This window comes from Bacillus sp. J33 (assembly GCF_000518885.1).
Lineage (GTDB): Bacteria > Bacillota > Bacilli > Bacillales > Cytobacillaceae > Cytobacillus.
This window is the reverse complement of the sequence record NZ_JAEL01000100.1, coordinates 1-22288: the sequence shown is the minus strand read 5'-3', so window position 1 is coordinate 22288 and position 22288 is coordinate 1. Positions and strand designations below refer to the sequence as shown.

At 40.1% G+C, this 22288-nt stretch carries 23 protein-coding genes; 19 read left to right on the top strand and 4 right to left on the bottom strand.

Features of this window, described 5'->3' with window-relative positions:
- Positions 1 to 212, top strand: a 212-nt coding sequence (locus L634_RS0123225; protein ID WP_026584189.1) for a transposase, incomplete at its 5' end; no start/stop codon positions are given.
- A 133-nt stretch (positions 213 to 345) separates the two neighbouring features.
- On the opposite strand, the gene ispG is transcribed toward L634_RS0123225, so the two are convergent.
- The 3 genes from ispG to L634_RS0123210 all read right to left on the bottom strand — a co-directional run bounded on the left by ispG (position 346) and on the right by L634_RS0123210 (position 2866).
- Entirely contained in the window at positions 346 to 1452 is a 1107-nt protein-coding gene (gene ispG / locus L634_RS0123220) for a flavodoxin-dependent (E)-4-hydroxy-3-methylbut-2-enyl-diphosphate synthase (protein ID WP_157452447.1), read from the bottom strand.
- 121 nt (positions 1453 to 1573) lie between these two features.
- Positions 1574 to 1900, bottom strand: coding sequence for a hypothetical protein (locus L634_RS0123215; protein WP_026584514.1), 327 nt, complete (start codon positions 1898 to 1900; stop codon positions 1574 to 1576).
- Positions 1901 to 2092: 192 nt separating this feature from the next.
- Positions 2093 to 2866, bottom strand: coding sequence for a DUF1189 domain-containing protein (locus L634_RS0123210; RefSeq protein WP_026584513.1), 774 nt, complete (start codon positions 2864 to 2866; stop codon positions 2093 to 2095).
- A 272-nt stretch (positions 2867 to 3138) separates the two neighbouring features.
- Between L634_RS0123210 and L634_RS0123205 the strand changes: the two genes are divergently transcribed.
- From L634_RS0123205 to phoU, 10 genes are all read left to right on the top strand, one after another.
- A complete protein-coding gene (locus L634_RS0123205) occupies positions 3139 to 4746 on the top strand; it encodes a Na/Pi cotransporter family protein (RefSeq protein ID WP_442852718.1) in 1608 nt (535 codons plus the stop codon).
- A 62-nt stretch (positions 4747 to 4808) separates the two neighbouring features.
- Positions 4809 to 5291 (top strand): DUF456 domain-containing protein, encoded by a 483-nt coding sequence (locus L634_RS0123200; protein WP_026584511.1) that lies wholly within the window; start codon positions 4809 to 4811, stop codon positions 5289 to 5291.
- Positions 5292 to 5546: 255 nt separating this feature from the next.
- The gene (locus L634_RS0123195) at positions 5547 to 6155 is read left to right on the top strand and encodes a superoxide dismutase (protein WP_026584510.1); all 609 of its coding nucleotides are present in this window, start codon (positions 5547 to 5549) and stop codon (positions 6153 to 6155) included.
- 303 nt (positions 6156 to 6458) lie between these two features.
- Positions 6459 to 7676, top strand: a complete 1218-nt coding sequence (locus tag L634_RS0123190) for an MFS transporter (RefSeq protein ID WP_026584509.1) — start codon at positions 6459 to 6461, stop codon at positions 7674 to 7676.
- Between the two features lie 150 nt (positions 7677 to 7826).
- Complete coding sequence (locus tag L634_RS0123185) at positions 7827 to 10007, top strand: peptidoglycan D,D-transpeptidase FtsI family protein (RefSeq protein ID WP_026584508.1); 2181 nt, start codon at positions 7827 to 7829, stop codon at positions 10005 to 10007.
- A 241-nt stretch (positions 10008 to 10248) separates the two neighbouring features.
- Positions 10249 to 11208, top strand: coding sequence for a PstS family phosphate ABC transporter substrate-binding protein (locus tag L634_RS0123180; RefSeq protein WP_026584507.1), 960 nt, complete (start codon positions 10249 to 10251; stop codon positions 11206 to 11208).
- A gap of 133 nt (positions 11209 to 11341) precedes the next feature.
- Positions 11342 to 12298: a phosphate ABC transporter permease subunit PstC gene (pstC, locus tag L634_RS0123175; RefSeq protein WP_026584506.1), complete on the top strand. Its 957-nt coding sequence runs from the start codon at positions 11342 to 11344 to the stop codon at positions 12296 to 12298.
- Between the two features lies 1 nt (position 12299).
- Complete coding sequence (pstA, locus tag L634_RS0123170) at positions 12300 to 13184, top strand: phosphate ABC transporter permease PstA (RefSeq protein WP_026584505.1); 885 nt, start codon at positions 12300 to 12302, stop codon at positions 13182 to 13184.
- An 18-nt stretch (positions 13185 to 13202) separates the two neighbouring features.
- Positions 13203 to 14030, top strand: coding sequence for a phosphate ABC transporter ATP-binding protein PstB (gene pstB / locus L634_RS0123165; protein ID WP_026584504.1), 828 nt, complete (start codon positions 13203 to 13205; stop codon positions 14028 to 14030).
- A 141-nt stretch (positions 14031 to 14171) separates the two neighbouring features.
- Positions 14172 to 14831: a phosphate signaling complex protein PhoU gene (gene phoU, locus L634_RS0123155; RefSeq protein ID WP_026584503.1), complete on the top strand. Its 660-nt coding sequence runs from the start codon at positions 14172 to 14174 to the stop codon at positions 14829 to 14831.
- A 440-nt stretch (positions 14832 to 15271) separates the two neighbouring features.
- Here the strand turns inward: phoU and L634_RS31600 are convergent, their stop codons facing one another.
- Positions 15272 to 15664 carry a hypothetical protein gene (locus L634_RS31600; protein WP_051428396.1) on the bottom strand — a complete coding sequence of 131 codons (393 nt, stop codon included), beginning with the start codon at positions 15662 to 15664 and terminating at the stop codon, positions 15272 to 15274.
- Positions 15665 to 16010: 346 nt separating this feature from the next.
- Here L634_RS31600 and L634_RS31595 point away from each other — a divergent pair, with 346 nt between their 5' ends.
- The 8 genes from L634_RS31595 to L634_RS0123105 all read left to right on the top strand — a co-directional run bounded on the left by L634_RS31595 (position 16011) and on the right by L634_RS0123105 (position 21787).
- Positions 16011 to 16649, top strand: coding sequence for a DUF4912 domain-containing protein (locus L634_RS31595; RefSeq protein ID WP_232233826.1), 639 nt, complete (start codon positions 16011 to 16013; stop codon positions 16647 to 16649).
- Positions 16649 to 17890, top strand: coding sequence for a glycosyltransferase family 4 protein (locus L634_RS0123130; RefSeq protein ID WP_232233825.1), 1242 nt, complete (start codon positions 16649 to 16651; stop codon positions 17888 to 17890). Before L634_RS31595 ends, L634_RS0123130 begins: the two co-directional genes overlap by 1 nt.
- A 92-nt stretch (positions 17891 to 17982) precedes the next feature.
- Positions 17983 to 18612: a hypothetical protein gene (locus L634_RS0123125; protein WP_026584500.1), complete on the top strand. Its 630-nt coding sequence runs from the start codon at positions 17983 to 17985 to the stop codon at positions 18610 to 18612.
- A 64-nt stretch (positions 18613 to 18676) separates the two neighbouring features.
- On the top strand, positions 18677 to 18826 hold the full coding sequence (gene rpmG, locus L634_RS32965) for a 50S ribosomal protein L33 (protein ID WP_009332954.1): 150 nt from the start codon (positions 18677 to 18679) through the stop codon (positions 18824 to 18826).
- 114 nt (positions 18827 to 18940) lie between these two features.
- Positions 18941 to 19516, top strand: a complete 576-nt coding sequence (locus L634_RS0123120) for a 5-formyltetrahydrofolate cyclo-ligase (protein WP_026584499.1) — start codon at positions 18941 to 18943, stop codon at positions 19514 to 19516.
- Positions 19509 to 20297: a DUF92 domain-containing protein gene (locus L634_RS0123115; protein ID WP_026584498.1), complete on the top strand. Its 789-nt coding sequence runs from the start codon at positions 19509 to 19511 to the stop codon at positions 20295 to 20297. Before L634_RS0123120 ends, L634_RS0123115 begins: the two co-directional genes overlap by 8 nt.
- 62 nt (positions 20298 to 20359) lie before the next feature.
- Positions 20360 to 21310: an L-lactate dehydrogenase gene (locus L634_RS0123110; protein ID WP_026584497.1), complete on the top strand. Its 951-nt coding sequence runs from the start codon at positions 20360 to 20362 to the stop codon at positions 21308 to 21310.
- A 276-nt stretch (positions 21311 to 21586) separates the two neighbouring features.
- Positions 21587 to 21787, top strand: a complete 201-nt coding sequence (locus tag L634_RS0123105; RefSeq protein WP_026584496.1) for a hypothetical protein — start codon at positions 21587 to 21589, stop codon at positions 21785 to 21787.
- Positions 21788 to 22288 lie beyond the last annotated feature (501 nt).

The following is a 22288-nucleotide window of genomic DNA, read 5'->3' as shown; positions in this document are numbered from 1 at the left end:
AGGTCAGACAAAACCGGCTTTCCAAATCTGGAAAGATACTATATAAATTCAGAAAAGAAAAAGTGGAGCGAAGCTTCGCAGACTCAAAAGAGCTGCATGGGCTTCGCTATTGCCGGTTACGGGGACTACACAATGCAAGCGAGCAGGTGCTTCTCACCGCAGCTTGCCAGAATATGAAAAAGATCGCCATGCACCTGGCAAAGCTAGGATAGGTGCATGGCGATCNTTTTTTAAACCAGAAAAGCTAATCTTCCTTTGGTATATTTCTTTTTAAGAAAAACTTTGTTGAGAAAAAATACCCCTTTCTCAACAAGCTGAAAGCCTGGCTTTTAGCCAGGCTTTCTTTTATGATTGCATGCTTTCTGCTTTTTCTTTTTCTTGATTTGCAAAATATTCTTCAGCAATTTTATCTATTTCGATCTTAAGTTCTTCGACCATTGTTGCTTCAGGAACCTTTCTAACAATCTGGCCTTTACGGAACAGCAGGCCTTCACCTCGGGCACCGGCAATACCGATATCGGCCTCCCGGGCTTCCCCTGGACCATTTACAGCACATCCCAGTACTGCCACCTTAATCGGTGCTTTAATCTTTTGGATATATTCTTCCACTTCATTTGCAATGCTGATTAAATCAATCTCAATCCTTCCGCAAGTCGGGCAGGAAATCAATGTGGCTGCATTCGAAGATAGACCAAAAACCTTTAATAGCTCCCGAGCTACCTTTACTTCTTCAACCGGATCAGCACTTAAGGAAATCCGAAGCGTATTCCCAATCCCTTTACTTAGGATAGCGCCAAGCCCTGCAGCACTTTTGACGGTGCCGGCAAAAAGCGTGCCAGATTCAGTAATTCCCAAATGCAGCGGGTAGTCAAAGGCTTTTGCTGCTTTTTCGTAAGCTTCAATTGCCAGATTAACATCAGAGGCCTTCATGGATACGATTATGTCATGAAAGTCAAGATCTTCCAGGATTTTAATATGGTGAAGGGCACTTTCGACCATTCCATCTGCAGTTGGATAGCCATATTTTTCAAGGATTCGTTTTTCAAGGGAACCAGCATTTACTCCAATCCGGATAGGTATCCCTTTTTCCTTGGCAGCCTTGACAACCGCTTCTACTTTCTCGCGTTTGCCAATATTGCCGGGGTTAATCCTAATTTTGTCTGCACCGCCTTCAATTGCCTTTAGGGCAAGTTTATAGTCGAAGTGAATATCGACTACAAGCGGTATATTGATTTGCCTTTTAATATCTGCAATAGCATTGGCAGCTCTTTCATCAGGGCAGGCTACACGGACGATTTGGCAGCCGGCTTCCTCAAGTCTTTTAATTTCAGCTACTGTAGCTTCTACGTCATGAGTTTTAGTTGTGGTCATACTTTGGATGAACAGCTCGTTGCTGCCGCCAATTGTTAAAGGCCCCACTTTGACAGGCCTTGTTTTTGTACGATGTATCATTTCACTCAATGGAGATTCGCTCCTTTTTATCTATTCATATAATAGCTGTCAACTTTGATAGCTGTTAAAGAAGATTCACTTTATTGTATCAATGAACCGCTTCAATTGACAAGAATGATGATTAGTTGTTCTGATTATATTCCGGAAACTTGTAGGTTTGCCCTGATTTGATCTCTTGGGGCTTCGTACCTTTATTTAGTACAGAAAAATCTGATACAACATCTTCTATGCTAACAGGGATGGGACCGTCGAGGTTCATTTCTACAATTGAAAGGACTGTTTCTCCAGGACTGACCTTTTTTTCAAAGTAGGGCAGCCCCATTTCCTCAGGCTTCGTACTGGCTTCTAAAACTTGTTCAGTTCCGGCGCGCAGTGTCCCATGATTTAAATCGTAATATATAACATATATTACAAGCACTGAAAGCAGTATTCCCGCAATGCGTCTCATATTGGACAACTCCCCTGCAACTAGCGTGTTTATCCAATATGTATGCTTGTCCCATTCTGTATAGACCATAAACAATGCTTTTTTTATTATTGGTTAGACACAATAGCTTTATTAACGGATTGGGGAGAAGTCTATAACGCCAATTTTGAAGTTTTCCGCAGGATAAACTAAAAAACGCGCCATCAGCGCGTTTTAATGTTTTTGGGAATGGGAAGGCAATTCTTTGATCGCAAGAAGAAGGATGATAAGTGAGACAAACCAATTGATGAACGCACCGTTTGGAACTGCTGTCTGCAACGCGGCCATTATAGCAAAGAATACAGTCGGCAAAGTGATGCTATAGGCAGACATCCTCCATAAGTGCCGGTACTCCAGTTTTTTACCGAGTGCATTTTTTATAAGAAGCCCTACAAGAGCAAGTATCGATATCTCAATAAACTTCATCCCTGCTGTAAAAATATAAATGACAGTCCCAAGCAGGGGAATAATTATCGGGACAAGGGATTCGGCAGAAGCCAAGTAGCCTGATAAGTCTTCATTTGATATAGTCCCATTGGTTAACATTGAATAGGAATAGGATTGTTCCTGCCCTGCTGCAATAATGTAAACTTCATTCTTCAAAAGCGCGATTGTATTATCGCTGTTGGATAAGGAAGAAGGCTTTACAGTGCCTGTAGAGTCAATAATTATTGCAAAGCCATTTTTATCTAGAGTGACGGGCACTTTTTGATCAGTGCGAAGCTGCCCTTCAGAAATTTCGAAATCGGGCAATTCGCTTTCAATTGTTTCATCTATTGCATCTAAGCTTTTTACAATGGCTGATCCGGAATAAAACACGGTTGGAATAACGGATAACAGGGTAAGAAAGAAAACATACAACAGTGTTTTTCCAATCCCTTGAAGACGGAATAAAGCGATGTCTTTTGGAGAATATAAACTTTTATAAAATTGAAGAAAAATATTCATATTTGTACACACCCTTATTAAGATTCACCCTATTAGTTTAGCCACATAATGAAGCCACTACAAGTAACTTAACTTATTTAGAATAAACAAGAGTTCTTAGGTTTTTGTAACATAATTGTAATATTAAATAGAAATGTTAAGCTATTGTAAATTTCATTAATTACATCTTTACTTTTTGTTCAACTTTCATTAATAATTGTATGGGGTTTGATGAATCATGTCGAATAATCAATTATAGGGGTTGAAAAATTGTGGAACTAAACGTTCAACAAATGCTTTTTGAGTTTCTCGGAGGACTTGGTATTTTCTTATATGGAATCAAGTTCATGGGGGATGGACTTCAAAAATCAGCTGGTGACAAGCTAAGAGATATTCTTGATCGGTTTACAACGAATCCGCTTATGGGGGTGTTAGCAGGAATTGTTGTAACAGTATTGCTTCAGACGAGCAGTGGTACTACTGTTATTACAGTAGGTTTGGTTAGTGCCGGCTTTATGACACTCCGCCAGGCAATAGGTGTAATAATGGGTGCCAATATCGGGACAACAGTTACAGCGTTCATCATTGGAATTGATATTGGTGAATATGCATTGCCAATTATTGCGGTAGGCTCCATTTTATTATTCTTCTTTAAGAGTAAAAAGGTCCATAATTTTGGACAAATTGTCTTTGGATTCGGGGCATTGTTTTATGGATTAGAACTTATGAGCGGCGGTATGAAACCACTGCGCAGTTTAGAAGCCTTCCATGATCTTACTGTAAGTATGAGTTCAAATCCTGTTCTTGGAGTTATCATTGGTACTGTCTTCACGGTTATCGTACAAAGCTCAAGTGCTACAATCGGTATCCTGCAAGGTCTATACGCTGAAGAACTAGTAAATCTTAATGCGGCCTTGCCTATCCTATTTGGCGACAATATTGGAACAACGATTACAGCTGTCCTGGCAGCCATAGGGGCATCTGTTGCAGCAAGAAGAGCAGCTGCTACTCATGTGCTTTTTAACCTAATAGGAACAACGGTATTTTTATTGCTGTTAAAACCTTTTACATCGTTAATTCAAACGTTGGCAGTGAATCTGGACCTTAACCATGAAATGACAATTGCATTCGCACACGGAATATTTAATACCACGAATACCTTGATTCAGCTTCCGTTTATTGGTATTCTTGCTCTGATTGTGACGAAGCTAATACCTGGGGAAGATTCAGTTATTGAATATAAATCCAAGCACTTGGATCCTGTTTTTATTGAACAGTCACCTTCCATCGCTCTTGGGCAGTCGAAAGAAGAAGTGTTGCGTATGGGCCAATTTGCTGTCCGGGGCCTTGAGGAAACGAATAAATTCTTAAAAACCAAGCAGCAAAAGCATTCTGAGACAGCTTATCAGCTTGAAGATGCCATAAATAATTTAGACCGAAAAATTACAGATTATTTGGTTAAGCTATCAACAAGTTCACTTTCAGTCCAAGAATCAGAGGAACATACAATCCTGATGGATACTGTCAGAGATATTGAACGAATCGGTGACCACTTTGAGAATATCATTGAGCTTGCCGAATATCAGCAGGCAAATAAGGTTAAGATGACCGATACAGCAATGGATGACCTGGATGTCATGTTTAATCTTACAATCTCTACTGTAAAAGAGGCTCTTGAGGCTCTTGACCATAATGATAAAGAGGCAGCAAAGCATGTTGTAGAGAAGGAAGAAGAGATAGATAAAATGGAAAGAAAACTTCGCAAACAGCATATTTTGCGATTAAATGAAGGTCTATGCTCCGGACAAGCCGGCATTGTCTATGTGGACATTGTCAGCAACCTTGAGCGTATCGGCGACCATGCGGTGAATATTGCAGAAGCTGTTTTAGGAGAAGAATAAGTGGTAAAATAAGCAAGGGGAAATCCCTTGCTTTTTTATTTTAATAAAAAAGGATGCTGATCATGGATATCATTTTTTGGGCATTAATTATTGTTTTATTTGTCATTGCCTTTGCAGGGCTGGTCTTCCCGATTATTCCGAGTGTCTTGTTTTTATTGGGCGGATTTATTCTTTATGGAGTTCTCTTTTCATTCGAGCCTTTCAATTGGCTATTTTGGAGTATCCAGGGCCTTTTTGTATTGCTTCTTTTTGGAGCGGATTATATAGCAAATATGATTGGAGTAAAAAAATATGGAGGTTCCAAAGCGGGTGTTTGGGGGAGCACAATCGGCCTATTGATAGGTCCCTTTGTGATACCTGTCATCGGAATATTAGCAGGGCCATTCCTGGGAGCGATCCTTGCTGAACTTGCAGTAAATAAAAAGAATCTCAATGATGCAATCAAAATTGGATTTGGTTCCGTAATTGGGTTTGTCAGCAGTGCAGCTGCTAAAGCGGTCATTCAAGGTTTTATGATTATTTATTTCCTGGTTATGGTCCTTTAAATCTCTTTAAGGGAAAAGCTATAGGGCGTGGATATCAGCCAGAAGGACTAACAGAAGGCTCCATAAATGAAAACCTTGGAATAATAAAAAATAAATTGGCAATTGTAAATATGTAAAATGCTTTTTGTTTGAAACAAAAATCCAACTTTGGTATTCTTAAGCTAAAGACCTTAGAAACATTCTAAAATCAGAATTTTATAAACGATTGGATGTTTCGGGGGCTAACTAAACAGGTACATAGGGAGGAATTTAATTATGGCATTTGAACTACCGCAATTACCTTACGCTTATGATGCACTGGAGCCAAACATCGACAAAGAAACGATGAATATCCACCATACAAAGCATCACAATACGTATGTTACTAACCTTAACAATGCTTTGGAGGGAAACCAAGAGCTTCTTTCTAAAACTGTTGAGGAAGTAGTATCGAATATTGATGCGGTTCCTGAATCTGTCCGCACAGCTGTACGCAATAACGGCGGCGGCCATGCTAACCACTCATTATTCTGGCAGGTTATTTCTCCAAATGGAGGCGGAGAGCCTACAGGCGAATTAGCTGACGCTATTAACAGCAAATTTGGAAGCTATGACAGCTTCAAAGAAGAATTCGCAAAAGCAGCAACAACACGTTTTGGTTCAGGCTGGGCTTGGCTTGTAGTCAATAATGGAGAATTAGAAGTAACTAGCACACCTAACCAGGATTCACCGCTAATGGAAGGCAAGACTCCTATCCTTGGCCTGGATGTTTGGGAGCATGCTTACTACTTGAAATATCAAAACCGCCGTCCTGAGTACATCAATTCTTTCTGGAATGTTGTAAACTGGGATGAGGTTTCTAAGCGCTACAGCGCAGCGAAATAATTCTAAAAAGACACAGCAGGGACATCTGCTGTGTCTTTTGTTTCGGCTCTATTCGTAAAGTTTGTTGCTTTTTGAAGGCGGACTTAGTTAAATCAACAGGCAAATTTAATAGAGCTTAAATTTAAAAAGAATAACAATGAACTTCGACATCAGGTCACAGACTCTTCCGCAGGATTCAGCGTTCTTTGTCTGCGTTCACGTGGCAAGGCGCTTTCGCTTTTCTTGTTTCCATCTCTCAATCATTGCATAAGCACACTGACTTTGTAGGAAACTACCCTTAGAACCAAAGGGGAGTTTTTTTTTATGAGCAGATTTAAAAAACTGATCGGAGATGTAGACTTAACAAGGGATTTAACATTGCTTCTTATTATTGGGGGGCTTTATTCCTTAAGTGCTGCCCTTTCAAACACATTTGTAAATATTTATCTTTGGAAGCAGTCTGGGGAGTTCAGTGATCTTGCGCTTTACAATTTATCAATTGTTGTTATGCAGCCATTAACATTTATATTGGCAGGAAGATGGGCTAAAAAAATTGACAGAGTCATTGTATTAAGAATTGGAGTTATCTTTTTGGCATCCTTCTACCTAACCGTGCTTTTTATAGGAACAAATGCTTCAAAATTTCTTTTGCTGCTTGGGGCCTTGTTAGGTGTGGGATATGGCTTTTACTGGCTGGCGTTCAATGTGCTTACTTTTGAAATAACTGAGCCTGAAAATCGGGATTTCTTCAATGGTTTCCTTGGTATCCTAACATCCGTTGGGGGGATGATCGGTCCGATTGCAGCGGGTTTCATTATTTCAAGGATGGAAAAGTTTACAGGCTATTCCGTTATTTTTGGTATCTCCCTAACCCTCTTTTCTATAGCAGTTTTTTTAAGTTTTTTTCTTAAGCGGCGGCCTGCCAATGGGAAATACTGGTTCAAGAGAATCCTTGCAGAACGCAAAAACAATCTGAATTGGCGATTGATCACAAACGCTCATTTCTTTCAGGGGCTTAGAGAAGGAACATTTGTCTTTGTCATTTCTGTGTATGTTTTTATTTCGACAGGAAGTGAATTGGCACTTGGCACATACGGGCTTGTAAACTCGGGGATATCTTTTATGGGATATTTCCTTGTATCGAGGCTTCTGAAAAAGGAGTATCGGAAAAGAGCGATATTGATAGGCGGTTTGTTATTATATGCAGCCATTTTCTTCATTATTTTTGAAGTTACCTATCCTAAGCTGCTTATGTATGCTGCCACTATTGCAATCGCATACCCCTTATTGCTGGTTCCTTATATCTCTTTAACCTACGATGTCATTGGCCGCGGGTGGAAAGCAGCCGAGATGAGGATAGAGTATATCGTTGTGAGAGAAATCTTCTTAAACTCCGGCCGAATTGTTTCCATCCTGGGCTTTTTAGCTGCTGTCACGTTTTTCAATGATCAGAAGAGCATTCCCATATTGCTTGTAATTATTGGGGCAGGGCATGCAGTTATTTACTTTTTTGTTCGAAGAGTACATTTTCAATCGACATGAGAGGGGACTGCCCTCTCTTTTTTTTGAAAATACATCCAGGATATAACTTCCAGTATTTTATTTCTGCAAAAAAAAGGTTATTTATAGAATTAATTGCCGATTTCTTTTAGAATGATAAAAGAGACTTTTTTAAAGGAAGTGTGCGAAGCCTTGAATAGGAAGAAAAAAAAGAAGACTCATGTTCCTTTTCGTCTGAATATGCTCTTCTTTGTTGTATTTTTATTGTTCTCAATGCTGATTCTGAGGCTGGGGATGGTTCAGATTGTTTATGGTGATGATTATAAGCGTGAAATTGAGAGAACGGAGGATGTAACAGTCAATAGCCCTGTGCCAAGAGGGAAGATGTTTGACCGCAACGGAAAAGTAATTGTTGATAATACCCCCCAAAACGCTATTACCTTTACTAATAACGGATATAAACAGGATGAAATGCTTGAGGTAGCAGAAAGGCTTGCTCAGCTGATCGAAAAAGATACGGGTAAAGTCCAGGAACGGGACAAAAAAGATTATTGGATTATGAAGAATCCGGAAGAAGCCGAAAAGAAAGTTTCAGAAAAAGAAATTGAAGAGCTGGAAAAAAAATTTGAAGGCGATCAGAAGGAGCTGGATAAGGAAATTTACCAGCTTACATTGGATCGGATTACAGAAGAAGAACTGAATCAACTGGACGAGTCCGACCTTGAAGTTCTTGCCATTTACAGGGAGTTTACAAGCGGATACGCATTAACGCCGCAAATTGTAAAAAATAAAGACGTAAGTCCTGAAGAGTTTGCAGTAGTCAGCGAAAATCTTCAGCTGCTTCCTGGTGTGGATACGACAACAGACTGGGAAAGGTATTATGCCTTTGGAAATACTTTAAAATCAGTCCTGGGAAAAGTGACAAGCTCTGACGAAGGGATACCGGCTGAACAGCTTGAATACTACTTGGCAAGGGACTATAGCCGCAATGACCGGGTAGGGAAAAGTTATATTGAGATGCAATATGAGGAAGTGCTTCACGGGCAGAAAGCAAAGGTGAAAAATATTACAGATAAAGCTGGAAATGTCCTGGAAACTGTGCCGATTACCGATGGGCAAAGAGGCAAAGACCTTGTTCTGAGCATTGATATGGATCTTCAGAAAGAAGTTGAGAAAATTATTGAGGAGGAATTAAGAGCTGCAAAAGCGTCACCAGGCACTGCACTCCTTGATCGGGCATATGTTGTCCTAATGGATCCTCATACCGGTGAAATCCTGTCTATGGCCGGTAAAAGGATCGTGAAAGATGAAAAGACAGGAAAATCCGAAATGCAGGATGATGCACTCGGGAATATTACAACTACTTATAATGTTGGTTCTGCCGTAAAAGGGGCAACCATTCTTACAGGATTTAAGGAAGGTGTCATACAGCCCAATACTGTCATTTATGACCGTCCCCTTCAAATTAAAAACACACCTGTAAAGAAATCCTGGAAAAACTTTGGACCTTTAAATGACATAAATGCTTTAAAATATTCTTCCAACGTTTATATGTTTGAAACAGCCATCAGGATTGGAAACGGAGAGTATAAATTTGACCGTCCTCTTCCGCTGGATCCAAAAGGCTTTGATACGATAAGGGATTCCTTTGCGCAATTTGGGCTTGGTGTCCGCACAGGAATCGATTTGCCGAATGAACAAACAGGCTTTAAGGGAATGAGTACTATGCCTGGTTTTATGCTTGACCTTGCGATTGGGCAATATGACACGTATTCCAATATGCAGCTTGCACAATATGTTTCTGTCATTGCGAATGGCGGGAATAGAATGGAGCCCCATATAGTAAAGGAAATCCGTGAACCATTAATGGAAAATAACGAACTGGGGCCTATTGTTGAGGAGATGGAACCGAAAGTTCTTAATAGAGTTGAGCTAAAAGAAGGATGGATGGACCGTGTCCAGGAGGGTTTCCGCAGAGTTATGCAGGAAAAAGGCGGAACAGCCTATACTTATTTCGGCGGAAAAGAGTATAAGCCAGCTGGGAAGACTGGAACTGCAGAGGCCTTTTATGATGGCCCTGAAAGAAGCAAATTTGGGAAAGAGCCTCCTGAAGTTATGAACCTTAGCCTTGTAGGCTATGCACCATCTGAAAATCCGGAGATAGCTATGGCTGTTCTGGTCCCATGGGCATATCAAGGCGGCCGGGATCACGGAGCAAATAAGAAAATTGGTGAACGAGTTTTAGATGCATACTTTGACCTCAAAAAAAATCGCCAGCAAGAAGGAAAAGATAGCGAGGGTCCTGTTCAAAAAGTAGAGAATATAAATGAAGTGATTGAAGGACAGGAAGAGATTACAGAAGAAAATGAATAAGCTTGTGAGAACTGTCTCCCGTTAATACGGGAGGCAGTTTTTTTCTGACAAAAATTAGATGCATCGATATCGGCAATATTGGAAAGCTAAATTTAACGTTATTCCTATTTTTCGACATATTTACACAAAAATCTGCGACATTTACAAAAGCTTTACAATGGGTTAAAACCGCGTTAACAGTTAACCCTTATTCTATAACTCGTAGGACAAAACAACCAATTTTCTTAGGGGGAATTCAGGAATGAAACGTCTTAAAAAAATGAGCCTGTTTTTGATGCTGGCAGCTGTGATGGTATTTACTGCAGCTTGCGGCGGAGGAGATAATGAAAATGCAAATGGAGAAAATGCTGAGGAGCTTGAAGGAAGTGTAGTAATTGACGGCTCTGGTACAGTTTATCCATTTATGGCACAAATGGCTGAAAATTATATGGGTGAGCAAGAAAATGTTTCTGTAGAAGTTAGCCGTTCAGGAACTTCAGCTGGATTCAAAAAGTTCCTTGCAGAAGACGGAACAGACTTTAATGATGCTTCCCGCCAAATTAAAGATGAAGAAAAAGCACAAGCAGAAGAACTTGGAATTGATGTACAAGAAATGAAGGTTGCTTTAGACGGTATAACAATTGTTATTAACAAAGAAAACGACTGGGCTACAGAGCTTACACAGCAAGAAGTTATTGATATCTTCCTGGCAAGCAAAGGCAAGAAAAAATGGTCAGATGTTCGCCCTGACTTCCCGGATGAAGAAATCCAAACCTATGGCCCGAATGAAAACCACGGAACATACGAATTTATGTTTGAAAATATTCTGGAAGAACAAGATCTGCCTGAAAACATTAACCTTCAGCAGGACTATTCTACTCTAGTTGACCTTGTCTCTAAAGATAAAAATGCAATTGGATTCTTTGGCTATGGATACTATGACAGCAACAAAGATAAGCTATCTGCTGTAAAAGTTGATTTTGGAAATGGGCCGGTTGAACCTTCTTTAGACACAATTAAAGAAGACGGCGACTATGCTCCATTTACACGTCCAGTATTCACATACTTGAATACAAATATGGCTAAAGAAAAGCCGCAAGTATTAGATTATGCCATTTATACAATGGAAAATGCCCAGGATGTTGCAGCAGAAACTGGTTTTGCTCCATTATCTGATGAAGACGTCCAAGCTACTCTAGATGCTTTAAACGGTTTAAAGTAAGTGTTTAAAAGTATTGGCCATACAGAAGATGAGAAGTAAAGCCTTCTCATCTTCTTGTATTGCGTATATGGGGTTCTTCCCTTGGTGATAGATAACGGGGTCTCCTTGGCTTGAAACGAAAGGGGTTTTACACTTGGCTAAAAGCGCTGTTCATGAGCATTCCAAAAAGTTGAATGTACGCGAAATCATACAGGAAAAGAAAAAAACTCGAAGTGTTAATAATATTACGGAAAAATTAATACCCAAAATTTTGTTTGGGATAGCAGCAATCTCTGTTTTCACGACTATTGGAATTGTACTTACTTTACTAACGGAAACAATCGCCTTTTTTAAAGACGTTCCTTTTATAGATTTCTTTACTGGCACAAAATTAAAGCCATTGGGAGAAAATGCCGTGTTTGGTGTGCTGCCCCTGCTGACAGGAACCATTATTTCATCGGCAATTGCCATGCTGGTAGCTATTCCAATTGGATTAATGACTGCTATTTTCCTAAGTGAATATGCTTCGGAAAAAGTAAGAAAGATTTTAAAGCCTATGCTCGAGATCCTGGCTGGGATTCCTACTATTGTATATGGATTTTTTGCATTTACATTTGTAACACCTATACTCAGGTCGATAATTCCTGGCCTTGAACCAACTAATATTCTTAGCCCGGGGATCGTAATGGGAATTATGATTATCCCGATGGTAGCTTCATTATCTGAAGATGCTATGAGCTCAGTGCCAAATGCTATGAGGGAAGGTGCCCTGGCATTAGGGGCAACAAAACTGGAAGTTACCTGGAAGGTAGTAGTTCCAGCAGCCATTTCAGGTATCATAGCTTCATTTGTGCTCGGAATTTCAAGGGCAATTGGGGAAACTATGATTGTAACTATTGCAAGCGGAAGTTCAAAAAACTTTACATTTGACGTGACACAATCCATGCAGACTATGACTGCCTATATAGTAGAAGTAACAGGCGGTGAAGCGGCGGCAGGCACAACGTTGTACTACAGCCTTTATGCGGTGGCCATGACTTTGTTTGTGTTTACTTTAATCATGAACCTAATAGCTCAGTATATCTCTCGCAAGTTCAGGGAGGAATATTAATATGAAATATGTAGACTCTACTCAAGTTCACAAAAAAATGGGCGGCCGCCTGCTTGCCAATAATCTTGCAAAAACGCTTTTCTTTTTGGCGACATTGTTTGGTCTTGTGGTTTTAGTTGTTTTGATTTATCGAGTCCTTGCAGATGGATTGGGCTGGATTAACATGGATTTTTTAACAAATAGGCTATCAACAGATCCTGAAAGAGCCGGGATTTGGGGTGCTATACTGGGAACCTTATGGCTAATGTTAGTTGTTGCTCCTGTAACGATGATTTTAGGAGTAGGCACTGCCATTTACCTTGAGGAATATGCGACTAAAGGCCGTATATCCTCATTCATTAAAACAAATATTTCGAACCTCGCAGGTGTTCCTTCAGTTGTGTTTGGAATCCTTGGTCTGACTGTTTTTGCAAGGGCATTGGATTTAGGATCTGTAGTACTTGCCGGAGGCTTGACGATGGCGCTGCTGGTTCTTCCGGTCGTCGTAGTAGCCAGCCAGGAGGCAATCCGGGCTGTGCCGCAGTTTTTAAGGGAAGCCTCCTATGGAATGGGTGCCACAAAGTGGCAGACGATTAAAAATGTAGTACTTCCTGCGTCATTGCCAGGAATTCTTACAGGAGTTATTCTTGCGCTATCTCGTGCAATCGGCGAAACAGCTCCCCTTGTCGTAATCGGAATTCCGGCATTGCTAATTCCTGTTCCAGATGGAATATTTGATAAATTCACCATTTTGCCGGTGCAGATATATTACTGGACAATTGACTCTGCCCTTGTAGCAGAATATGCAAACCTGGCAGCTGCAACAATTGTGATTTTATTAATTGTTTTATTTGCGATGAATTCGATTGCCATTTTAATTCGGAATAAGTTCCAACAAAGATATTAGTCTGGGAGGGTCTATAAGATGCCAGTAGTAACAGAAAGAACAAATCCAAATGTGTCAGCAGCACCACTCAATTCCGGAAATAAGGGAAATAAGAAAGTCGTTTATAATACAAAAGATCTTAACCTTTGGTATGGCGAAGGCCACGCCCTAAAGAACATTAATTTGGCTATTAATGAAAATGAAGTAACTGCCATCATTGGCCCATCTGGATGCGGTAAGTCAACTTATATTAAAACATTAAACCGTATGGTTGAACTGGTGCCTTCTGTAAAAATATCTGGAGAGATATTATACCGCGAGCGCAATATCCTTGATAAATCATTTAAAGTAGAGGATCTAAGAACCAATGTAGGAATGGTGTTCCAGAAGCCAAATCCGTTTCCAAAATCGATTTATGATAATGTGGCATACGGCCCAAAGATTCATGGGATCCGAGATAAAAAAATCCTTGATGAGATTGTTGAAAAGAGTTTAAGAGGAGCAGCTATCTGGGATGAAGTTAAAGATCGTTTAAATCAGAATGCATACGGCTTGTCTGGCGGGCAGCAGCAGCGTCTATGCATTGCACGCTGCCTGGCAATTGAACCGGATGTTATTTTAATGGATGAGCCAACATCTGCTCTTGACCCGATCTCAACTTTAAAGGTAGAAGAGCTTGTGCAGGAACTTAAAGAAGAATTCAGCATCATCATTGTTACTCACAATATGCAGCAGGCAGCTCGTATTTCTGACAAGACTGCTTTCTTCTTAAACGGTGAAGTCATAGAATTTGCGGATACAGATAAGATTTTCTCCACCCCTTCAGATAAGCGGACTGAAGATTATATTACTGGCCGGTTCGGTTAAGGTTTAGTAAAAGTTAAGAGTTTAGGCTATGCTAAAGCTCAGTGCAGACTTTGGCTGCCTAGTGGCAGGGGCTATAAGCCAACAGGACAGCTTATTAAAGATAAAATCATATATTGAATAGGATGAAGGGGGATAAAAATTATGGCAGCACGTGAAAGATTTGAATACGATTTACAGGAACTGCAAAAAAAGCTGCTTGAAATCGGGAATTTTGCTGAAGAGGCATTGCATAAAGCGGTTGAAGCACTTGAAACTCAAAATATTGAACTGGCATTAGAAATTATGGATGACGATTCCCATGCAGATCTCCTTTACGAGGAAATTAATGATTTAGCGATTCTTCTGATTGCTAAACAACAGCCAGTGGCAATTGACCTTCGCCGTATCATTGTGGCTATTAAAATTGCAACCGACATTGAGAGAATTGCGGACTTCGCGGTCAACATTGCGAAGTCTACAATCCGAATAGGCTCTGAACCTCTAATCAAACCAATCGAACATATTAAGGAAATGTACCGAATATCAACAGAAATGCTTCGCATGTCTTTAGAAGCCTTTAATGAAGAAGATATAAACAAAGCGAAAAAAGTAGCGGATATGGATGATCAAGTAGATGATTTATATGGTGAAACCATTAAAGATTTGCTGCAAATCAATCTTCAGAAGCCTGAGTTTTTGCCGCAGATAACGCAGCTATCATTTGTCTGCCGCTACTTGGAACGCGCCGCAGACCATGTGACAAATATTTCTGAACATATTTTCTACCTTGTCAAAGGCCGTCAATATGATTTAAATAATTAAACAAAAAGCTAAAAGGATTAATCCTTTTAGCTTTTTGTAATAATGTATTGATAGCTCATGTTCCTGTTTAACTCAAACATATCCAACTGAATTTTCTTGCTGCAGCCATATTCCTCAAGATAACTTCCAAACACACCATAGTCATCAGCAATGTTTTTGTTTTTAAGCGCCAGGTGTCATGCCGCTCAGAATTAAGCAGATAGGAGAAGAATCTGCCGTTTCCTTCGCCTTTTTTTCTGTGTGACTTCAGGCTTGGGGGCCAGGCTGATCTGCTCTTGCAAAGCTGCATACTCCTCTTGTTTACAATACTGAACATCCTTCATGACTTAAAAGCTGCTTTTTCATCCAATTCCACATCCGCAGGCTGATATATCGATTGGCAAGTTCCCATATTCACACCAGAAATAAGCATTCCGAAAGCAAATGACCGTGTATTTCTCTTATTTATAGCTTTTTCCTCTAAACTTCATTTCGGTTAGGATGACTCTAACTTCTTCGGAGGCAAGTGAAGACTGTCTGGCAATTTGGTCAATGGATAGCCCTTGCTGGCTGAGCAAAGCCACTTGGTTTTTTATGATTTCATGCACTTCCCTTTTTTCAGCAGCTTGAGAAGGGCTTCTAACGGAAAGTGATGCTGGGAAGCGATCATCCGCTATTAAAAGCTCTTCTTCCAGGACCTTTAGCTTCTTCTTGATTTGATGCAGTTCCTGAATCTGCTGAATCGACATTTGATCTATTTCTTCCCTTATTTCTTTGTAGGGATCTTTTAAAAACAGAGAGAGTATGAATAAAGCGATAGATACAACCAATAATGCAAGCATGATATATTCCAAAATAGTCACCTCATATTCACTAGAACAGGAATATTTTATCATTATTGGCGACAAATTTCGATCATCATTCCAGAATCTTATAAAATTCAAGTTTTTTTGTCGCTGCTGAAGGCACCACCATGTCGAAATTGATCTTCAAAGCCCGGATGAAAAATTTTTTCATCCCAAAATACCTGTTATATAAATACATTCGCAATAAGCGACAATTTCCGTTCATTGTAGCTGAACAGTTTCAATGCTAACATTAAAGTTATAATAATAGTCATAAATTTCTGCTTTTCATCATATGCATTCGTTCTCCATTCAATGAATAAGGAAAAAGAAAATTAAAATAAGAGGTGCAGACATGATAGAGGATATTATTAAGCTGCGCAGGAGAGGTCTTTCTTTCCGAAAAATTGCCCGAGAACTGGATACAACGGTCGGCAAGGTGCAATACCAATGGACAAAGCTCCTCCAAAACAAAGCAAAGCAATCCGGCGAAGAGCCAGTGAAAAACAAGTTGAGAGTTGAATGTACATGTGAAAAGGCTGATCATATCGAGGAAGATACTATCACCTTGAATCGTATAGCAGATGAAATCGTTAAGGTGGAATGGAAGGTATCTGCATATAAGGAAAATATGGTTGCCCATTATTTTAAAAAGCCTATTGTTTCTTGGAAAAAGGCATTGAGAATCTATGACGTCACAGGGGTTATCTTTAATGGGGAAAATGCACAGAGCGATCATGAAATTGTTCTTTCTGAACACCATACGGAGTGGATCTTCAAGGGCCTTAAACCTGGAAAAGTATATTGTATAGAGCTGGGCTTTAAGTTTTCAGAGGATTGTTTCTTTCCTTTGCTTCGTTCAAAAGCTTTGCATGCCTTTGATGGAGAATATGATCATCTACCCCAGCCTAAAGAAAATATTCACAATGCTGCAAAGTGGTCAGAGAATGTGAGTACATACACTTACTATGAAACTGTGAAGGAGAGGAATTAATGATGAACGAAGTAACCACTGCTGAACCAAGAAATGAAGTGCAGAGTAATAGCAACACCAAAATTCTTCTCCTTTCATGGGAATACCCGCCCAATGTTGTAGGCGGCTTATCCCGGCATGTACATGGGCTTGCAGGCGGCTTAAGCCAAATGGGGTATGAAGTCCATGTGCTAACAGCGAATCCAGGACATCTCTCAGCCTATGAAATCATAGACGGAATTCACATTCATCGTGTACGACCGCTTAAAGAGAATGACCATAACTTTTTGCACTGGATCTTGGGCCTAAACCTTGCCATGGAGCAAAAAGCAAGGGAACTGTCATCTTGCCACTCCTTTGAGCTGGTCCATGCCCATGACTGGCTGGTGGGGCCTTGCGGTTTGACTTTGAAGGAGAGCCTTAAGCTGCCGCTGATTACAACCATTCATGCCACTGAACATGGAAGGAACAACGGAATTTATACAGAACTTCAAAAGTTTATTCATGAAAAAGAAGAGCAGCTGGTAAACGGTTCAGATCATGTAATTGTTTGCAGTGAATATATGAAGGAAGAAGTAATTCAGCAATTTAAGATTAGTGAAGAAAAACTGGCAGTAATAGCTAATGGGATAAACAAAGAAATTCCATTGAAGAACCCTGATGACTTACTTTCGGGGCTTCCAGTTAAGGAGAGCGGCAGACTGATTTTCTCTATTGGCCGTATGGTCAAAGAAAAAGGCTTTGATATTTTGATTGAGTCTGCACCCATAATCAAAGAAAAATTTTCGGATGCCTATTTTATCATTGCCGGAAAAGGGCCTATGCTTGAAACATACAGGAAGAGAGTTAAAGAGCTCAATCTGGAGGATTTCATCCATTTCCCTGGATTTATAGATGATATGCAGCGTTCTGCCCTTTTTCACAAGTGTGCATTTGCCGTTTTCCCAAGCCATTACGAGCCATTTGGCATTGTTGCACTTGAAGCAATGATATCAGGCAAACCTGCAATTGTCTCCAATACCGGGGGCTTGAAAGGAATCGTGAAACATGGGTATTCCGGGCTCCTTATGATACCGGGAGATTCCGCCAGTTTTGCTGAACAAGCTTCCTACTTGCTCGGTAACGCTGATAGGGCCAATACAATTGGAGCCAATGGAAAAAAGGTCGCCGAAAGCCTGTTCAGCTGGGGACGCATAGCTGAAGAAACCAAAAGAGTATTTGAAGAGACATTGATCAGCCAAAAGCTTGAAGACCTGGTATGAGGTAGCCTGTTTTAAGTGCCAGTTTTATTGGATGATGCCTAGCCATTGTGATGCTGAAGAATTTCAAAATACTTTAGAAAAGGTGCATGGGGATGAACACATTAAACTGGATTCGATCTGATGTTTATGAAGAAATGGAGCAAGCAGTCAAAGGAAAGCTGAGAATGATACCCGGCTTATGGATAGACGGCAAAACCTACTGGATGGAAAATGGATATAAAAAGCTATTTCCGGAAGAAAAAATATCTGTTTATGTAAAGACGAACAACGTACATTCAAAAATTGCTTTTTTTAAATGTTTTATCACTAACCATGATGATAGGCCGCGTAAAGTAAAGCTGTTAATACAGCATAAACATGAATGCTCTTCCCGTGAGCACTTCTCTTTTATTTCCCCAGCGGAAAATGTCATCTTTCATATGGCGGATTCAAAAGTATTTTTGGTAAATGGCCAACTGAACGGCAAGAAAATGACCGAATGCTCAATTCAGCCTTATTGGAACTTATACAGTGATCAAATTTGGAACTGCAGGAATAAAGGTATTCTAAAATACTATCCAATGGCCAAGGGAAATGCAATAAGCATTTTTGCCTTAACCATTGATTTTGGAGGAAAGGAAACAGCTGAAGCCGAAACATGGATCATCAACGGTGAAAGTAAGTCAGAGCTTCTCCAGTATAACCAGTTACTTTTAAAAAAACGTACTAGCATTTCGATTTAAAAAATGATATTATAGAAAAGTCGTATGAACGAACTAGTTTGAACATAGTTTGGAGGGAAATTACATGCGTGTGAACATTACGTTAGCTTGCACAGAATGTGGAGATCGTAACTATATTTCTAAAAAAAATAAACGAAATAATCCAGATCGTCTTGAGCTTAAAAAATATTGCCCAAGAGATAAGCGTTCGACTACACATCGCGAAACAAAATAAGCGGTAGGATGATTCCTACTGCTTTTTTTGTTGGTTTTTTTAATGGGTATACTTCCCTTTATTGGCTAAATTGTACGGAAAAGTTCATAAATTTTTCTGTTGGAGGAAGGTAAAATGGAAGCAGAAAAGAAGAAAATTCGTAAGGAAATGCTCGCAAAGCTAAAGGAACTGCAAAAACCTGAACATGAACAGCGCTCATATGAGATAGCCCGCAGGCTTTATCAAAACCCCCTATGGCTTGATGCAAGGACGATAGCTATTACTGTTTCAAATCCGCCGGAACCTGAAACATGGCAGATCATTCGAAAAGCCTGGGAAGAAGGAAGGAGAGTTGCTGTCCCTAAATGCATTCCAAAGACAAAACAAATGGTGTTCCGGAAGCTGGAGCGTTTCAGTGAATTGGAGTCAGTGTACTATGGATTGTGGGAGCCAATTGAAGCAAGTACGAAAGAAGTTCCAGGAGAAGAGATTGATACTATGATTGTCCCGGGGCTTGCTTATTTGAAGAATGGCTATCGTCTAGGGTTCGGAGGGGGCTATTACGATCGTTTTCTGGAGAACTATAAAGGCAAAACGCTTTCATTGGCTTTTTCCTTTCAAGTGATCGAAACCCTTCCGGTGGAGGAGCATGACCGTCCGGTGGATGTAATTATAACTGATAAGCAAGTATGGAAAACGAACGATGCTTGAGTATGCTTTCATTTTCATTTTTGTTCTTATTACTGCGTTGGGCGGCTTTTATTTTAATTTACTATCCTTATCAGGCAGCCTGGCGGCATTTATTATTGGCAATGCGGTAGGTTTGGGCTTAGGGCTTCAAGGGCTGCTGGTATTGGGTTTCTTTTTTGCCAGCTCCAGTATCTGGTCCAAATATAAAAGAAACCAAAAAGCGGAAGTAGAGAATATACATGAAAAAGGTTCCAGAAGGGACTGGCGGCAGGTAGCAGCTAATGGCGGCATAGCCGGTCTTGCAAGCATACTTTACTTCGCTTTTCCATCCCAGCTTTTGCTGATGGCCTTCTTAATCAGTTTAGCATCAGCCAATTCGGACACATGGGCATCAGAAATCGGTTCATTGAGCAAAAAGCAGCCAATATCAATCCGATCCTTTAAGCCGATTGAAACAGGAACCTCCGGGGCAGTCAGTTTGTTAGGCACATTTGCTGCTCTGGCAGGTGCTTCCTCCATTGCATTTTTATCCATTTTTTTATTCAAAATTACTCTGTTAAAAGCAATTTTCATATCTGTACTTGGGTTTACTGGGAATCTGATTGATTCTGTATTGGGAGCCTATTTGCAAGCAAAATACAAATGCATTGTTTGCGGGACAGAGGTGGAAAAATTGAAGCATTGCGGAGAAATGACATCTTTGGCTGAAGGAAAACGGTTTGCCGACAATGACTTTGTCAATTTCCTTTCGGGTTTAGTTTCAGCCGCACTGGGAATGCTTCTATATATATTACTGGGATAAATGATTAATAGCTGATAAGCATGTCAGTATTTCGGCCAATTAAGATAAAAGGGGCGGTAATGATGAAGAATCGGGTAAATAGGGTAGTTTTAATTGGAACAGGCTTTGTGGGCTCAAGCTATGCATTTGCACTGTTAAACCAAGGTGTTACTGAGGAATTGGTTTTGATAGATCTGAATAAAGAGAAATCTGAAGGAGATGCAATGGATTTAAATCATGGAATGCCATTCGCCCCTTCTCCGACTTCTATTTGGTTTGGCGATTATTCTGACTGCAAAGATGCTGATTTAGTTGTAATCACAGCAGGTGCAAATCAAAAGCCCGGAGAAACACGCCTGGATCTTGTTGAAAAAAACACAAAAATATTTAAAAGTATTGTTGATCAAGTAATGGAAAATGGATTTGATGGAATCTTTCTGGTAGCCACTAATCCTGTGGATATTTTGACATATGCTGTTTGGAAGTTCTCTGGCCTTCCTAAAGAACGGGTCATTGGGTCAGGTACTATATTGGATACAGCACGTTTTAGGTATTTGCTGGGTGAATATTTTAAAGTGGATACAAGAAATGTCCATGCCTATATAATTGGTGAACACGGGGATACGGAATTGCCTGTTTGGAGCCATGCTGACATTGCTGGAAAGAGCATTGATAAATGGATAGCGAAAAACGGGAATTACCGGCAGGAGGATCTGAACTCGTTATTTTTAAATGTAAGGGATGCGGCTTATCAGATTATCGAAAGGAAAGGCGCAACCTACTATGGAATTGCCATGGGGCTTGTTCGGCTTACAAAAGCAATCCTGCAAAATGAGAATTCCGTACTGACTGTTTCAGCTTATTTGAATGGTCAATATGGCCATAATGATGTCTATATTGGCGTTCCGGCTATCGTAAATAGAACCGGCATCCGCGAAATTGTCGAACTTAATTTAAGTGAGGATGAGCAGGAAAAATTTGCTCACTCAGTAAATGTGCTTAAGAAAACGATGGAACCAGTTATTAATGAATAAACTTGTTAAAACAGATGAGTTCTAACGCTGGCAGAAAGCGCGATATTCACGAAATTACATGTTAATTCCTTCTGTGGTGCTTATAGCCGAAACCTGCGAAGATTGCCGGAAGACTGCAAAAAGCGAATGTTCCTGTACCTGAAGACAAACAGAGTCAAAAGATTAGAGCTGTTTAATGAAGCGGAGTTAATGGAAAATGTTATTTTTTGCTTCTTCTGCAATCAGGGATAAAACTTTCTTCCTCTTCTCAAAATAAATGAAGAGGAGGGATTTCGAATGTCTCGATTATTGTCCATATTTATGATTGGGCTTGGCGGTTATTTTGCTTACCATAACCGCTATCGGTTAATAAATGTTCTTTTTGGCAATGCCATACTTCGCAGGGTGGTTGTCAGCTCAATTATGAGCTTTCCTGGTGTCCGAGACCGGATGATGAGTTCCGTTTTTTCATCGGGAACTTCGGAAGGGCGGCAGTAGGGTGTAAAAAGACCGTAAGAGGTCTTTTTATTTTGCTGTTTTTCTATTGCTTTTTCTTTTACAAACGATAGCTTTTTTGCCTATAGTTAAATAAATGCTGTTATAAAAGGTATTAATGTTTTGAAAAGAAAGTGGGGGAATAAGTGGGTTTTCAAGAGGATTATACATTTTGGAAACTGGCACATTATTTTATTGCTGTCCAAGAGTGTTTATGGCATCATAAAAATGTAGGTTATGGCATTTAATTTGTGCTGGCCCCTAGGGGCCTGCACAAATTAAAAATGGCCACTTGTCAACATTCCAAAATACACATACACTTCCTGTTGGGTACAAAACGTGCAGGAGGTATTTAAGGAGATGTTGGCAGTGGCCGAGATTAATTATATCAGACATGAGGTTAACAATAAAGACTGCGGATATTCAAGTGTAGCTAAAAGGACAGGGAGAGATCCGCGAACCATTAAGAAGTATGCAGAAATGGAGGATTTCAACCAAAAGCCA

Bases quoted from the DNA above. Each gene is read 5' to 3' on its own strand.
- L634_RS0123115 (WP_026584498.1), top strand. From the start codon at position 19,509: ATGCTTGAGTATGCTTTCATTTTCATTTTTGTTCTTATTACTGCGTTG.
- ispG (WP_157452447.1), bottom strand. From the start codon at position 1,452: ATGATACATCGTACAAAAACAAGGCCTGTCAAAGTGGGGCCTTTAACA.
- L634_RS0123180 (WP_026584507.1), top strand. From the start codon at position 10,249: ATGAAACGTCTTAAAAAAATGAGCCTGTTTTTGATGCTGGCAGCTGTG.
- L634_RS0123130 (WP_232233825.1), top strand. From the start codon at position 16,649: ATGATGAACGAAGTAACCACTGCTGAACCAAGAAATGAAGTGCAGAGT.
- L634_RS0123120 (WP_026584499.1), top strand. From the start codon at position 18,941: ATGGAAGCAGAAAAGAAGAAAATTCGTAAGGAAATGCTCGCAAAGCTA.
- L634_RS0123105 (WP_026584496.1), top strand. From the start codon at position 21,587: ATGTCTCGATTATTGTCCATATTTATGATTGGGCTTGGCGGTTATTTT.
- L634_RS0123210 (WP_026584513.1), bottom strand. From the start codon at position 2,866: ATGAATATTTTTCTTCAATTTTATAAAAGTTTATATTCTCCAAAAGAC.
- rpmG (WP_009332954.1), top strand. From the start codon at position 18,677: ATGCGTGTGAACATTACGTTAGCTTGCACAGAATGTGGAGATCGTAAC.
- pstA (WP_026584505.1), top strand. From the start codon at position 12,300: ATGAAATATGTAGACTCTACTCAAGTTCACAAAAAAATGGGCGGCCGC.
- L634_RS0123205 (WP_442852718.1), top strand. From the start codon at position 3,139: ATGCTTTTTGAGTTTCTCGGAGGACTTGGTATTTTCTTATATGGAATC.
- L634_RS0123215 (WP_026584514.1), bottom strand. From the start codon at position 1,900: ATGAGACGCATTGCGGGAATACTGCTTTCAGTGCTTGTAATATATGTT.
- L634_RS0123195 (WP_026584510.1), top strand. From the start codon at position 5,547: ATGGCATTTGAACTACCGCAATTACCTTACGCTTATGATGCACTGGAG.
- L634_RS31595 (WP_232233826.1), top strand. From the start codon at position 16,011: ATGATAGAGGATATTATTAAGCTGCGCAGGAGAGGTCTTTCTTTCCGA.
- phoU (WP_026584503.1), top strand. From the start codon at position 14,172: ATGGCAGCACGTGAAAGATTTGAATACGATTTACAGGAACTGCAAAAA.
- L634_RS0123125 (WP_026584500.1), top strand. From the start codon at position 17,983: ATGAACACATTAAACTGGATTCGATCTGATGTTTATGAAGAAATGGAG.
- L634_RS0123190 (WP_026584509.1), top strand. From the start codon at position 6,459: ATGAGCAGATTTAAAAAACTGATCGGAGATGTAGACTTAACAAGGGAT.
- L634_RS0123200 (WP_026584511.1), top strand. From the start codon at position 4,809: ATGGATATCATTTTTTGGGCATTAATTATTGTTTTATTTGTCATTGCC.
- L634_RS0123110 (WP_026584497.1), top strand. From the start codon at position 20,360: ATGAAGAATCGGGTAAATAGGGTAGTTTTAATTGGAACAGGCTTTGTG.
- pstB (WP_026584504.1), top strand. From the start codon at position 13,203: ATGCCAGTAGTAACAGAAAGAACAAATCCAAATGTGTCAGCAGCACCA.